Origin of the sequence: Oceanobacillus kapialis, from assembly GCF_044790185.1 — a bacterium.
GTDB classification, from domain to species: Bacteria; Bacillota; Bacilli; order Bacillales; family Amphibacillaceae; genus Oceanobacillus_B; species Oceanobacillus_B kapialis.
On sequence record NZ_CP085256.1, the window covers coordinates 111,961 to 125,979 of the forward strand.

The following is a 14,019-nucleotide window of genomic DNA, read 5'->3' on the forward strand; positions in this document are numbered from 1 at the left end:
GAACACAATATGATGTTTGGAAGATTTACAGAAAGAGCGCAAAAGGTGCTTGCCTTGTCACAGGAAGAAGCAGTCCGACTTGGGCACAATAATATTGGAACAGAGCATATTCTGCTAGGACTAGTTCGTGAAGGCGAGGGCATCGCTGCAAAAGCGTTACAATCACTAGGGCTTGAAGTAGCAAAAATTCAAGAAGAAGTAGAAAAACTGATCGGTGTCGGAAAGCAGCCAATGCAGTCCATACACTATACACCTCGTGCCAAAAAGGTAGTTGAGTTATCACAGGATGAGGCAAGAAAGCTTGGGCACTCCTATGTAGGAACAGAGCATATTCTTCTTGGTCTTATTCGTGAAGGTGAAGGTGTGGCAGCTCGTGTGTTAAACAATCTCGGTGTTAGCCTAAATAAAGCACGTCAACAGGTCCTTCAATTGCTAGGAAGCAACGAATCACAGGCAGGTCGACAAGGACGTGGCCAGCAGTCTAATGCTAACACACCTACCCTTGATTCTTTAGCAAGAGATTTAACATCCATTGCAAAAGAAGGGAATATCGATCCGGTAATTGGTCGTAGTAAAGAGATTGAACGTGTTATCCAAGTGTTAAGCCGTCGTACAAAAAATAACCCTGTCCTTATTGGTGAGCCTGGTGTCGGTAAAACGGCTGTGGCGGAAGGTTTAGCACAGCAAATCATCAATAATGAGGTTCCAGAAACACTGAGAGATAAGCGGGTTATGACGCTTGATATGGGAACCGTTGTTGCAGGAACGAAATACCGCGGGGAATTTGAGGACCGCCTTAAAAAAGTGATGGAAGAAATTCGCCAGGCTAACAATATCATTCTATTTATTGATGAGTTGCATACCCTAATTGGTGCTGGTGGTGCTGAAGGTGCGATTGATGCTTCAAACATTCTGAAGCCATCCCTAGCACGTGGAGAATTGCAATGTATTGGTGCTACAACCATGGATGAGTATCGTAAATACATTGAAAAAGACGCAGCATTAGAGCGTAGGTTCCAACCAATCCAAGTGGATGAACCAACGTTAGAGGAAACGATCCAAATTTTAAGCGGGTTACGAGATAGATATGAGGCACATCACCGTGTAACGATTACAGATGAAGCAATTGAAGCTGCAGCAAGCTTGTCTGACCGTTATATTACAGACCGCTTCTTACCAGATAAAGCAATTGACTTAATTGATGAGGCTGGTTCAAAAGTAAGGTTACGCTCTTACACTGTTCCGCCAAATCTAAAAGACCTCGAACAGAAGCTTGAGGAAGTACGAAAAGAAAAAGATGCAGCCGTACAAAGTCAGGAGTTTGAAAAAGCTGCCTCTTTACGAGATTCTGAACAGCGTCTACGTGAAGAACTTGACGAAACGAAGAACCAATGGAAGGAAAAGCAAGGTCAGACGGATTCTGAAGTGACGATGGAAGATATCGCAAGTGTTGTTTCTATTTGGACTGGTGTACCAGTTTCCCGACTAACGAAGGACGAGAGCGATCGTTTGCTTAACATGGAAGATACCTTGCATAAACGTGTGATCGGGCAGGAAGAGGCCGTAAATGCTATTTCCAAGGCCATTCGCAGAGCTCGTGCTGGATTAAAAGATCCGAAACGACCAATCGGCTCCTTTATCTTCTTAGGACCTACAGGTGTCGGAAAAACAGAGCTTGCTCGGGCGCTTGCAGAATCAATGTTTGAAGACGAGGATGCAATGATTCGAATTGATATGTCTGAGTATATGGAAAAACACTCCACTTCTAGACTTGTTGGTTCGCCTCCAGGTTATGTGGGCTACGATGAAGGTGGTCAATTAACAGAGAAGGTGCGCAGAAAGCCGTACTCTGTTGTTCTACTTGATGAAGTAGAAAAAGCACATCCAGAAGTATTTAATATTCTGTTGCAGGTTCTTGAAGACGGACGACTAACCGATTCTAAAGGCCGTTTAGTAGATTTCCGCAATACCGTGCTTATTATGACTTCAAACGTTGGGGCAAGTGAGTTGAAGCGAAATAAAAACCTTGGCTTTACTCTTGGAGAAGAAGGCCAGGATTACAAGGATATGAAGGCAAAAGTAACAGAGGAAATGAAAAAAGCCTTCCGTCCAGAATTCCTTAACCGTATTGATGAAATGATTGTCTTCCATTCTCTTGAGAAGAAGCACATGAAAGATATCGTGACCCTGATGGTTAATCAGCTGCAAAAAAGGCTGAAAGAGCAAGAAATTGATTTCTCTCTTACAGATAAAGCAGTGGAAAAAATTGCGAACGAAGGGTTTGACCCAGAATACGGCGCAAGGCCGCTAAGACGCTCCATTCAGAAAAATATTGAAGACCTGCTATCTGAGGAGTTGTTGAAAGAAACAATTTCCAAAGGTCAAAAAGTAAAAATAGGCTTAAATAATAAAGGCGAATATACTATTTTGCCGCAAAGCTAGGCACCATTTGAAAATTTTATAGTAACATGGGAAAAAGCTAGAAGATCATCATGAATCTTCTAGCTTTTTTTCAAAAAACATGTCCAAGCTTGACGCTAATAGGATAGGTAACGTAGTATAATACTTTTCCTTAAAAACAGGCGCTTCCGGCTTTTGTTTATAAATGTGGCATGAATATGGAAATTTTAAATGAATTGATAGGAACCTGTAACTTTATAAAGATATAAAACGTATATAATAGAAACAAAGAAGGGAATAGAGATATGGCGAAACGAAAAACGAAATTTGTATGTCAGGACTGTGGTTATGAGTCTGCCAGATGGATGGGAAAGTGTCCAGGTTGTAACAATTGGAACACGTTAGTCGAAGAAATAGAAGCATCGGCTTCCTCGGCTAAGCATACTTTTAATATAGGCTCTAAACCGGCAGGAAAGCCAGAAAAGATTACCACCATTGAGTCACAAAAAGAGCCGCGGATTACAACATCTATGAAAGAGTTTAACCGTGTGCTTGGCGGAGGCATTGTGCCTGGATCCCTAGTTTTGATCGGTGGGGACCCAGGGATTGGGAAATCAACCTTGCTGTTACAGATCGCTTCCCAGCTTGCAGATAAACAGTTAACCGTTCTTTATATATCCGGGGAGGAATCGACACGTCAAACGAAGTTGCGAGCGGACCGCCTTGGGGTAACGTCAGATTTACTATACGTCTTATCTGAGACGAACTTATTTGATATAGCCAAACAAATTGAAGAGATAAAACCATCGTTTGTGGTGGTGGATTCCATTCAAACTATCTTCCGAGAAGAGATTTCTAGTGCGCCGGGAAGTGTTTCTCAAGTTAGGGAATCAACAAGTGAATTAATGAAACTAGCAAAATCAAATGGCATCCCTATTTTTATTGTTGGGCATGTTACCAAGGAAGGATCGATTGCCGGCCCTCGACTTTTAGAACATATGGTAGATGCCGTGCTTTATTTCGAAGGAGAGAGGCATCATACGTATCGTATATTACGTGGAGTAAAGAATCGATTCGGTAGTACAAATGAGATGGGTATTTTTGAAATGAAGGAACAAGGGCTCCGGGAAGTCATGAACCCTTCTGAAATATTTCTAGAAGAGCGGTCACAAGGTGCTGCGGGTTCTACTGTAGTAGCATCAATGGAAGGGACTAGACCAGTACTTGTGGAAATCCAAGCATTGATTTCGCCTTCAAGCTTTGGGAATCCAAGAAGAATGGCTACAGGTGTGGACAACAATCGTGTGCCCCTATTAATGGCAGTGTTGGAGAAGCGAGTTGGTCTAATGCTGCAAAACCAGGACGCCTATATCAAAGTAGCTGGCGGCGTGAAGCTCGACGAACCAGCAATTGATTTGGCAATTGCTGTAAGTATCGCCTCAAGCTTTCGGGATCAGCCAACAAAAGGGGAAGATATTTTTGTTGGAGAAGTTGGCCTAACAGGGGAAATTAGAAGGGTATCGCGCATAGAGCAACGTGTACAGGAAGCAGCAAAACTAGGCTTTAAACGAGTAATTTGTCCGAAGAAAAACCTGGATGGCTGGACGGCACCTCGTGGCATTGAAGTAGTCGGAGTAGATACCGTACAAGAAGCACTAAAAGTTGGGCTAGGCCAATAGAACATTATTTCAAGAAATCTAGTAAAAATGGTTTGAAATCAAATTGGGAGTATGGTACTATTATACGTTTAACAAATTGATTATTAGAAAGAGATATGCTATGATAATTGCCATAAACTGTATTTGCTCACTTGTTAGATGAAAAGTAAGTGAGATTTAACAATTATAAAAAAAGGCGTTAAAGCTTTACTGGCAGCATGTTTTTTCCAATACAAGGGTTAGAATTTAGGAAAAAGGTAATAATAAGGGTTAGGAGGTGACAGTGGTGCTCAAAAGAATTGTTCATTTGTTTTTCATTGTATTGGGTGGTACCATTGGGTATTTGTATATACCAGAAATTATAAATTTATTAGATTTTACGGATGCGAGTTGGATAGCATCACCATATTTAGGAACAGTGATAGGAGCGATTATTCTATTTTTCCTATCCTACTGGTTAGGAGATTACATTGTAGGTTTTCTGAAATGGGTAGAGGAATCTCTCATAAAATTGCCTGCTGGAGACTTGTTTTTTGGAAGTATTGGTTTAATCGTTGGATTAGTGATCGCGTACTTTATCAGTGCCCCGTTACAGGATATTAATATTGAAGTAGTATCACAGGTTTTACCGCTATTTATTATGATTCTTTTAGGATATTTTGGATTCCAGGTCGGTTTTAGACGCAGAGAAGAGTTCGTTAACTTAATGAACATTAATAAAAAAGAACGGGATAAGCGAAGGGCTCCTGAAGAAGAGAAGGCTGCCAGTAAGCAGCCAAAACCAAAAATCCTTGATACAAGTGTGATTATTGACGGGCGTGTAGCGGATATTTGTCAGACGAAATTTTTGGAAGGGACAATTGTTATCCCGCAATTTGTGCTTGGAGAGCTGCAACACATAGCGGATTCCTCCGACGTGTTAAAACGAAACAGGGGACGACGTGGCTTAGATGTGTTAAATCGGATTCAAAAAGAGCTGCCGGTAGAGGTTCAAATCTATGAAGGCGATTTTGAAGAGATTCAGGAAGTAGACAGTAAACTAATCAAGCTAGCGAAAGTAATGGATGGAATTGTCGTCACAAATGATTTTAACTTAAATAAGGTTTGTGACCTTCAAAGTGTTCCTGTCTTAAATATCAATGATCTTGCGAACGCAGTGAAGCCAGTAGTTCTTCCAGGTGAAGAGCTAGTGGTACAAGTGATTAAAGATGGGAAAGAGCATAATCAAGGTGTTGCTTACCTTGATGATGGGACCATGATCGTGGTAGAAGAAGGCAGAGATTATATCGGCAAAACGATAGAAGTGCTGATCACAAGTGTCCTTCAAACGTCAGCAGGTCGCATGATCTTCGCGAAACCAAAATTACTTGAAAAAGCACTGTAAAAAAGGTATAACTAGTAAAGTGATAACAGAAATTGTTATCACTTTTTGATATACTTAGGAAAATGTGTTGAAAAGCATAGCATTGGTAGAAGGCCATATCTAGCTTTTTTAATTAGATAAGGAAGCATAAAAAATTGGCGGTATGTTGTTCTTAGACAGGAACAGCCACGTCCAGCTCCAGCGCCCAGAAACTAGGCGACTTCACGAAATCGCCCTACGATAAAGAAGACTTGCCGACTGGTGTTGTGTCTAGCTCCGAGCGTCAGAAACTAGGCGGCTTCACGCATCGCCCTACGATAAGTCATCATCGGTTCGTATCCTCACCGTGATTCCTTTATCTCAGTTGATTCGCTCCATCCGCTACGTTTCTAAACGACGCTCTGCGCTTTTCTTTTAACCAGAGGCTTAGTCGCACTTATACCCTTGTGGTGAAAGTCGTCATCGGTTCGTAAAATAAAGGAAGGTCGACTAAAACCGGCCTTGCCGGCCAACGCCGACATACCCCTGATGCAGGGGCATGAAACATTATCTCAGTTGATTCTTCCACTCGCTACGTGGGCCCGGAGGATCCGGGTCATGCCGACGTTGCCTCAGGACGAGGCGAACTTAGTCGGCGTTCCTTAAAATGGGCGCTTGCGCTTTTGTTCAAAATACGATAACATACACAATCAAAAAGGAAAGACTAAGGGGGCATTTATGATGACAAATCAAGTTCGTGTTCGGTATGCACCAAGCCCAACAGGCCATTTGCATATAGGAAATGCGCGTACCGCTTTATTTAACTACTTATACGCGAAACATTTTGATGGTAAATTTATTATTAGAATTGAAGATACAGATGATAAACGAAACGTGGAAGGCGGCGAAGAAAGTCAGCTGGAGTTTCTAAAATGGCTTGGAATTGAATGGGATGAAGGAGCAGACGTCGGGGGTAATTATGGTCCCTACCGACAAATGGAGCGACTTGATCTTTATAATAAATATGTGGATGAGCTGCTGGAAAGAGATCTTGCCTACAAATGTTATATGACAGAGGAAGAGCTTGAGGCAGAGCGGGAAGCGCAACGAGCAAATGGACAAGTTCCCAAATATGCCGGAAAACATAGCAACCTGACACAAGAGCAAATAGAGCAGTTTGAGAACGAAGGCCGCAAGCCTAGTATTCGTATGCGCGTACCAGTCGGAAAAACGTATACGTTTAACGATCTAGTACGGAGCAACATCACATTCGAATCAGAAGACTTTGGTGACTGGGTTATTGTGAAGAAAAATGGTATCCCAACGTATAACTTTGCGGTTGCGATTGATGATCATTTAATGGAAATTTCTCATGTATTACGCGGGGAAGAGCATATTTCTAACACGCCGAAGCAAATGATGGTATATGATGCATTTGGTTGGGAGCCGCCAACCTTTGGTCATATGACACTTATCTTGAATGAAGAGCGGAAAAAGCTTAGCAAGCGAGATGAGCATATCCTGCAGTTCATTGAGCAATATAGAAACCTTGGCTATTTACCAGAAGCATTGTTCAATTTCATTACATTGCTTGGCTGGTCACCGGTTGGTGAGGAAGAAATTTTTGATAAGCAAACATTAATTGAGATTTTTGATCCAGAGCGTCTATCTACCTCTGCTGCTATCTTTGATCGTCATAAACTGAAATGGATGAACAACGAATATATTAAAGCATTGGAATTAGACAAGGTGGTTGACCTTGCTATGCCACAATTAATTAAAGCTGGTAAACTTCCAGAGGATATGGACCAGCAAACTAGAGAATGGGCGGAATCTGTTATTTCCCTATACAGTGAACAATTACGCTATGGTGCTGAAATTGTTGAGCTGACAGAACTGTTCTTTAATGAGTCCTTAAGCTATGATGAAGGTGCTATGGATGTACTTCAGGAGGAACAAGTGCCAGAAGTATTACAAGTGTTCGCCGACAAGTTAATCCATCTTGATGTTTTCGCGAAAGATGAAATTAAGGCACAGATTAAAGCGACACAAAAGGAAACAGGCCATCGTGGTAAAAAGCTGTTTATGCCAATCCGCGTTGCTACAACTGGTCAAACACATGGTCCAGAGCTTCCAATGGCTATTGAGTTGCTTGGTAAAGAGGTTATCCTACAAAGATTGGATCAGGTTCTGAAACAATTAGGAGCGTAATAATTCACATACTTAGATAAATATAATATAGTATGGAATATAAACTTGATTTCAAAATGCTTGTTGCGAGGAATGGAATGGTTGGCGATAATAGGGCAAATGAATCCGAGGTCGCTTCTATACCATCCAAACTCCTCCACGAGTATTCGCTATATAGGAACGTTGAAGAGGGAAAGTAAAAAGCAAGCTGCTTATTCAGAGAGAACTGCCTTGGCTGTGAGCGGTTTTAAGCATTGTTTTTGAAGTGCTCCTCGGAGTCCGTTATGGAAGGTAAGTACATAACGGCGGTACTCTCCCGTTACGAGAGATGGAGTTGGGAGGAGTATTCCTCTAAACAGAGTGGGACCGCGCTAAAGCGTCTCTGTGTATACATGCACAGAGGCGCTTTTTTAATGTCCTTTGTTGCTTGCATGATTAAAGAAAAGGAGGGTCGGTAATTTGGGGATCTTTAAGCGAATGAAAGAAGATATGGATGTTGTGTTCGAACAAGATCCGGCAGCCCGTACCTATATCGAGGTGTTTTTAACGTATTCAGGACTACACGCTGTTTGGTCACACCGTATCGCAAATGCGTTTTATAGGCGAAAGCTTTACTTTCTTGCAAGGGCCATTTCGCAGTTAGCCCGCTTTTTAACTGGAATTGAGATTCATCCAGCGGCTAAGATTGGGAGACGTTTGTTTATTGATCATGGCATGGGAGTGGTCATTGGAGAGACTTGTGAAATAGGAAATGATGTAACCATTTTTCAAGGTGTAACACTTGGAGGTACTGGCAAGGAAAAAGGGAAAAGGCATCCAACCTTAAAAGACAAAGCTCTTATCGCTACAGGGGCCAAGGTGCTTGGCTCGATTACGATTGGTGAAGGTGCAAAAGTAGGGGCTGGATCTGTGGTGCTTGAGGATGTCCCGGACCATGCAACCGTTGTTGGGATTCCGGGAAAAGTGGTAAAGCGAAATGGAGAAAAAGTGAGAAGAGATCTGGATCACAACAACTTACCAGACCCGGTGCACGACCGTTGTCAGCAACTTCAAAGGGAAATCGATGAATTAAATATGGAATTAGCTCAATTGAAGGAAGGGAATAGCAATGCCAATAAAAATTTATAATACACTTACACGGCAAAAAGAAGAATTTAAACCTTTAGAAGAAGGAAAGGTCAGCATGTATGTGTGTGGCCCGACTGTTTATAATTATATTCATATTGGGAATGCTCGTCCCGCAATTGTATTTGATACAGTAAGAAGATTTTTTGAATACAAAGGCTTTCATGTAGACTATATGCTTAACTTTACAGATGTGGATGATAAAATTATTAAAACGGCTAAAGAGCTTGGAGAAGAGGTTCCATCCATTGCGAACCGCTTTATTGATGCATACCTCGAGGATGTTGGCGCGCTGGGAGTTAAGAAAGCCACGCATAACCCGCGGGTAATGGATACAATGGAGGACATTATTTCCTTTATTCAAGTCCTTATCGATAAAGGCTATGCGTATACGGTAGATGGCGATGTGTATTTCAAGCCTCGTGCTTTTGAAGGCTACGGAAAACTGTCCCATCAGTCGGTTGATGAGCTACGTTCAGGTGCAAGAATTCAAGTTGGAGAAAAGAAAGAGGATCCACTGGACTTCGCACTTTGGAAAAATGCGAAAGATGGGGAGATTGCTTGGGAGACGCCATGGGGGAGCGGCCGACCTGGTTGGCATATTGAATGCTCGGCAATGGCCAAGAAATACCTTGGGGACACCATCGATATTCACGCGGGTGGGCAAGACCTTGCTTTTCCACACCACGAAAACGAAATAGCTCAATCTGAGGCGATGACAGGTAAATCCTTTGCAAGATATTGGATGCACAACGGGTATATTAATATTGATAACGAAAAAATGTCGAAATCGCTTGGGAATTTTGTGTTAACAAGAGATTTGATTAATCACCATGATCCACAGGTGCTGCGCTTCTTTATGCTAAGTGTGCACTATCGTAATCCGATTAACTTTACGGAACAGCTTTTGGAAAGTGCCAAAAGTAGCTTGGATCGAATTAAAACCTCTTATTTTAATCTTGAACATCGAAAAGCCTCTAGCATGAATTTAGAAAAGAACCTTGAATGGCTCCGTAAAGTAGAGGAACATAAAGGCAATTTCGAGGCGGAAATGGAGGATGACTTCAATACGGCAAATGCCATTTCTGTTTTATTTGATCTAGCAAAGGATGCCAATGTGTATTTAGAATCGAAACAAACAAGCACGGATGTGATTGAAGCATTCCAAGGGGCAATTGCTTCCATGCTTAAAGTACTTGGCATCGAATTAAAAGAAGAAGCGAGCCTGTTGGATGAGGACATCGAGTCGCTTATCCAAGAACGTAATGAAGCGCGGAAAAACCGCGATTTTGCAAGAGCAGATGAAATTAGAGACAGTTTAAAAGAACAGGGAATCATCCTTGAGGATACACCACAAGGAGTACGCTGGAAGCGAGGTTAACCATGGAGCGGAATGTAAAGCAAATGAAAAGCTTGGCTCTTGCCTATATGGGAGATGCGATTTATGAAGTGTATGTACGCGAGCATCTCCTGGATTCTGGCCAGGTGAAACCAAACCAGCTTCATCAGCGGGCCATAAAGTTTGTATCGGGAAAAGCGCAGGCAACCATTATTTTGCACTGGCTTGAAACAAAGCATTTAACAGAAGAAGAGGAAAAGGTTGTGACCCGCGGGCGAAACGCTAAGTCGGGCACAATCCCTAAAAACATTAGTGTACAAACCTATCGTTATAGCACAGCTTTTGAAGCGTTAATTGGCTACCATTATTTAATGAAAAACGAAGTAAGATTGCAGCAGCTGTTGCAGGAAGCGGTGGAATGGACAGAAGGGAGGATGGAGTAACATGGATCAAGAAATGATTATTGGCAAGAACCCGGTTATGGAAGCACTAAAGTCAGGCAGATCGGTTAATAAAGTAATGGTTTCAGAGCAATTGAATAGCAATATGTTAGGAAAACTTCATCAGGCAGCAAAAGAAGCGGGAACAGTCGTCCAAAAAGTTCCAAGAAATAAATTGGATCAGCTTTCAAAGGAGAACCATCAAGGTGTCATTGCTTATGTTGCTTCTTATCAATACGCCTCACTAGAGGATTTGTTTAATAAAGCGGAAGAAAAGCAGGAGGCGCCCTTTTTTATCATATTAGATGAACTAGAAGATCCTCATAATCTTGGGTCCATTTTGCGGACAGCAGATGCGGTGGGAGTCCACGGTGTTATTATTCCTAAACGTAGATCAGTAGGACTGACAGCAACTGTTGCGAAAACAGCAGCTGGCGCAATGGAGCATATACCTGTAGCGCGTGTTACCAATATTGCAAACACGATAGAGGAACTTAAAGAGCGAAATGTATGGGTCGTTGGGACAGAAGCTGAGGCAACAGAGGATTATCGCCAATTAGACGGAGCTTTGCCAATCGCTTTAGTGATCGGAAATGAAGGAAAAGGGATAAGTCGCTTGGTTCGAAAAAAATGTGATTGGACTGTCAGCCTGCCAATGGTTGGAAATGTGACATCTTTAAATGCTTCTGTAGCATGTGGGCTGTTACTATATGAGGTATTCCGTAAAAGGCATCCGGCTGGTGGTTAGGAGTGATTGTTCTTGTAGTAGATGGCTATAACATCATTGGCGACTGGGAGGAACTAAAGCAGTTAAAGGAAAAGGATATTGGACAAGCTCGTGATCGGCTCATCGAGCTAATGGCAGAGTACCAGGCTTATTCAGGACACCGGGTAATTGTAGTATTCGATGCGTATTATGTCAGAGGGATCACAAGTAAAACAAAAACGTTTAAAGTAGAAATTATCTTTACAAAAGAAAAAGAAACTGCAGATGAGTGTATTGAAAAGCTGGTTAGAACACTAAAAAATGTGCGAACACAGGTTTATGTTGCAACATCCGATTATGCCGAACAGCGCACTATTTTTGGCCAAGGTGCACTGAGGAAATCTGCTAGAGAGCTGCAAATTGAATTAAGGAATATTGAACGGGACATTGAGGCCACGATTGAACAGCATAAAAAAGCTCAATCGAAGACAAAGATCGTGCTTGATAAAGAAATCCAGGAAAAATTTGAAAGGTGGCGAAGAGGCGGGCTCTAATCACGAGAGTTGGGGGACCGTTTGGGTTACCGTTATTCTTAGTAATCGTACCCCCACCTGATGCAGACAAAGCCCCCGCTCCCAGCATTCAAATACTAGTAAAGCAGCTATATGTTTTTTAAATCACTGTTAAATCTTTCCTACGGTGTATTGACTAGGGTAAAACGCTTCCTGTATAATGTTCTTAATCATAACGGACATGGCGCGGTTAGGGAATCCAGCAATGGTAAGCTTAATTGTCTTAGATAAGCATGTGATTTATTTTAAGACCGCTCTCGTTATAGTGACTGCGTTGTAGTCAGGAGGTCAAACTTGGTGAATGTCAAGCCATTAAAGACAGATTCAGTGAACTTGCAAACGCTTGATGACGATGAGATACTGCAATTAGTGCATGAAGGGGATAGCCATGCGCTTGATTTCCTAATCCAAAAATACCGTAATTTCGTAAGAGCGAAAGCCCGCACTTATTTTCTTATTGGTGCAGATAAAGAGGATATTATTCAGGAAGGAATGATTGGCCTTTACAAAGCGATTCGTGACTTTGACGAGGACAAGCTCTCCTCTTTTAAAGCCTTTGCCGAATTATGTGTCACAAGGCAAATTATTACGGCTATCAAAACAGCAACAAGGCAAAAGCATATCCCGCTCAATTCCTATGTGTCATTGGACAAGCCGATGTACGATGAGGAGTCTGAACGAACACTGCTTGACGTCATTGCCGGCTCTGAAGCGATTGACCCACAGGAAATGCTTTTGCATAGAGAAAAGTTTGGCGATATGGAACTTAAATTGTCCGAATTATTGAGCGAGTTAGAAAAGAAAGTGTTGCATCTGTACCTGGATGGCTGTACCTATCAAGAGATTTCGGTTAATCTAAAACGCCATGTGAAATCTATTGATAATGCACTCCAACGAGTGAAGAAAAAATTGGAGCAGCTATTAGAGGCAAACGATATTTCCTACTAAGTCGCGTTGACACGACGTTGCAACCATGCTACATTATAGATATATTTAGCGCCTGAAATAGAAGGCGCTTTGTGACGGGACAACCCATATACGGGGTGAAGCAATGAGTAGAAAAATAACACTGGCGTGTGCAATTTGTTCAAGCAGAAATTATTCAACGAATAAAAACATATCCACCCAGGCAGAGCGCTTGGAAGTGCGAAAATACTGCAAAACATGTGGTAAGCATACGTTGCACCGAGAAACAAAATAACTAAATGTTTATCAGCATATTGGAGATTCCGGTAAACGATGGGGGTACGAACATGTTTAAGTTCTTGCGAAATGTTTCAAGAGAGATGAAGAAAGTCAGCTGGCCAAAAGGTAAGGAACTGACTAGTTATACGATAACAGTTATATCCACAGTAGTATTTGTGGCGTTGTTTTTCTTCTTGATTGACCTTGGAATAACTCAAATTTTAAATCTGCTATAATATTTGTTGAATAATTGCAGTGTAATTATGCTATAATGGAAATTAATAGTACATTTCGAGAAACCCGTCTTAACGGGTTTTTTAAATTGTAAAAAAATAAATTCTGGTGCTTAGATTATGCACACACACATAAATCTGATCTCATTATTAAATAAAGGGAGGGAAGGACAAGCAATATTGTCCTGATTAAATGGAGAAAAATTGGTATGTGGTCCATACGTACTCTGGTTATGAAAACAAGGTAAAAATGAACTTAGAGAAACGCGTTGAATCAATGGGAATGGAAGACAAGATTTTCCGTGTCATCGTCCCAGAAGACGAAGAAACAGAAATTAAAAATGGGAAAAAGAAGGTATTGAAGAAAAAATTCTTCCCAGGTTATGTGTTGACAGAGATGGTTATGACCGATGATTCCTGGTATGTTGTGCGAAACACTCCAGGCGTTACGGGCTTTATCGGATCGAGTGGTGGAGGAACAAAACCGACCCCTCTTTTACCGGAAGAAGTAGAGACGGTTTTAAAACGCATGGGTGTCGAAGAGTCTGTTGTTCAGATAGACTTCGAATTGAAGGAAAATGTCCGCGTAACAGACGGTCCATTTACAGACTTCACAGGTTCTATTGAGCATATTGACATTGATAAACAAAAGGTCAAGGTTCATGTAAATATGTTCGGTAGGGAAACACCGGTAGAATTAGACTTTTCACAGATTGAAAAGCTATCCTAAAGGTTGTCTGAAAGAAATAATCGGACAAAACCTTGCATTATTTTTAAATTCATGCTAAAATTCTTTTGTTATTCATGCACTCTAACGCGAGCGCGATGG

General features: G+C 41.6%; 13 protein-coding genes and 1 other annotated feature. All 13 genes read left to right on the plus strand.

Features of this window, described 5'->3' with window-relative positions:
* The first annotated feature begins 9 nt into the window (after positions 1-9).
* The gene (gene clpC / locus LG273_RS00620) at positions 10-2,442 is read left to right on the plus strand and encodes an ATP-dependent protease ATP-binding subunit ClpC (protein WP_379563972.1); all 2,433 of its coding nucleotides are present in this window, start codon (positions 10-12) and stop codon (positions 2,440-2,442) included.
* A gap of 263 nt (positions 2,443-2,705) precedes the next feature.
* Positions 2,706-4,079 (plus strand): DNA repair protein RadA, encoded by a 1,374-nt coding sequence (gene radA, locus LG273_RS00625; protein ID WP_379563970.1) that lies wholly within the window; start codon positions 2,706-2,708, stop codon positions 4,077-4,079.
* Positions 4,080-4,344: 265 nt separating this feature from the next.
* Positions 4,345-5,442 carry a PIN/TRAM domain-containing protein gene (locus tag LG273_RS00630; protein ID WP_379563968.1) on the plus strand — a complete coding sequence of 366 codons (1,098 nt, stop codon included), beginning with the start codon at positions 4,345-4,347 and terminating at the stop codon, positions 5,440-5,442.
* Positions 5,443-6,141: 699 nt separating this feature from the next.
* Entirely contained in the window at positions 6,142-7,611 is a 1,470-nt protein-coding gene (gene gltX, locus LG273_RS00635) for a glutamate--tRNA ligase (RefSeq protein ID WP_379560404.1), read from the plus strand.
* A 153-nt stretch (positions 7,612-7,764) separates the two neighbouring features.
* Positions 7,765-7,977 (plus strand) — a binding site (T-box leader).
* Between the two features lie 90 nt (positions 7,978-8,067).
* The gene (gene cysE, locus LG273_RS00640) at positions 8,068-8,718 is read left to right on the plus strand and encodes a serine O-acetyltransferase (protein WP_404459446.1); all 651 of its coding nucleotides are present in this window, start codon (positions 8,068-8,070) and stop codon (positions 8,716-8,718) included.
* Entirely contained in the window at positions 8,699-10,096 is a 1,398-nt protein-coding gene (gene cysS, locus LG273_RS00645) for a cysteine--tRNA ligase (protein ID WP_404457043.1), read from the plus strand. Before cysE ends, cysS begins: the two co-directional genes overlap by 20 nt.
* A 2-nt stretch (positions 10,097-10,098) precedes the next feature.
* The gene (locus LG273_RS00650; protein WP_379560401.1) at positions 10,099-10,497 is read left to right on the plus strand and encodes a Mini-ribonuclease 3; all 399 of its coding nucleotides are present in this window, start codon (positions 10,099-10,101) and stop codon (positions 10,495-10,497) included.
* 1 nt (position 10,498) lies between these two features.
* Positions 10,499-11,242, plus strand: coding sequence for a 23S rRNA (guanosine(2251)-2'-O)-methyltransferase RlmB (rlmB, locus tag LG273_RS00655; protein WP_404457045.1), 744 nt, complete (start codon positions 10,499-10,501; stop codon positions 11,240-11,242).
* Positions 11,243-11,244: 2 nt separating this feature from the next.
* A complete protein-coding gene (locus tag LG273_RS00660) occupies positions 11,245-11,754 on the plus strand; it encodes an NYN domain-containing protein (protein ID WP_404457046.1) in 510 nt (169 codons plus the stop codon).
* 315 nt (positions 11,755-12,069) lie between these two features.
* Positions 12,070-12,720: an RNA polymerase sporulation sigma factor SigH gene (gene sigH / locus LG273_RS00665; protein ID WP_379560408.1), complete on the plus strand. Its 651-nt coding sequence runs from the start codon at positions 12,070-12,072 to the stop codon at positions 12,718-12,720.
* 103 nt (positions 12,721-12,823) lie between these two features.
* Positions 12,824-12,973: a 50S ribosomal protein L33 gene (gene rpmG, locus LG273_RS00670; RefSeq protein ID WP_379560398.1), complete on the plus strand. Its 150-nt coding sequence runs from the start codon at positions 12,824-12,826 to the stop codon at positions 12,971-12,973.
* Between the two features lie 52 nt (positions 12,974-13,025).
* Entirely contained in the window at positions 13,026-13,193 is a 168-nt protein-coding gene (gene secE, locus LG273_RS00675; RefSeq protein WP_404457048.1) for a preprotein translocase subunit SecE, read from the plus strand.
* 190 nt (positions 13,194-13,383) lie between these two features.
* A complete protein-coding gene (gene nusG, locus LG273_RS00680; RefSeq protein ID WP_379560396.1) occupies positions 13,384-13,920 on the plus strand; it encodes a transcription termination/antitermination protein NusG in 537 nt (178 codons plus the stop codon).
* Positions 13,921-14,019: the final 99 nt, after the last annotated feature.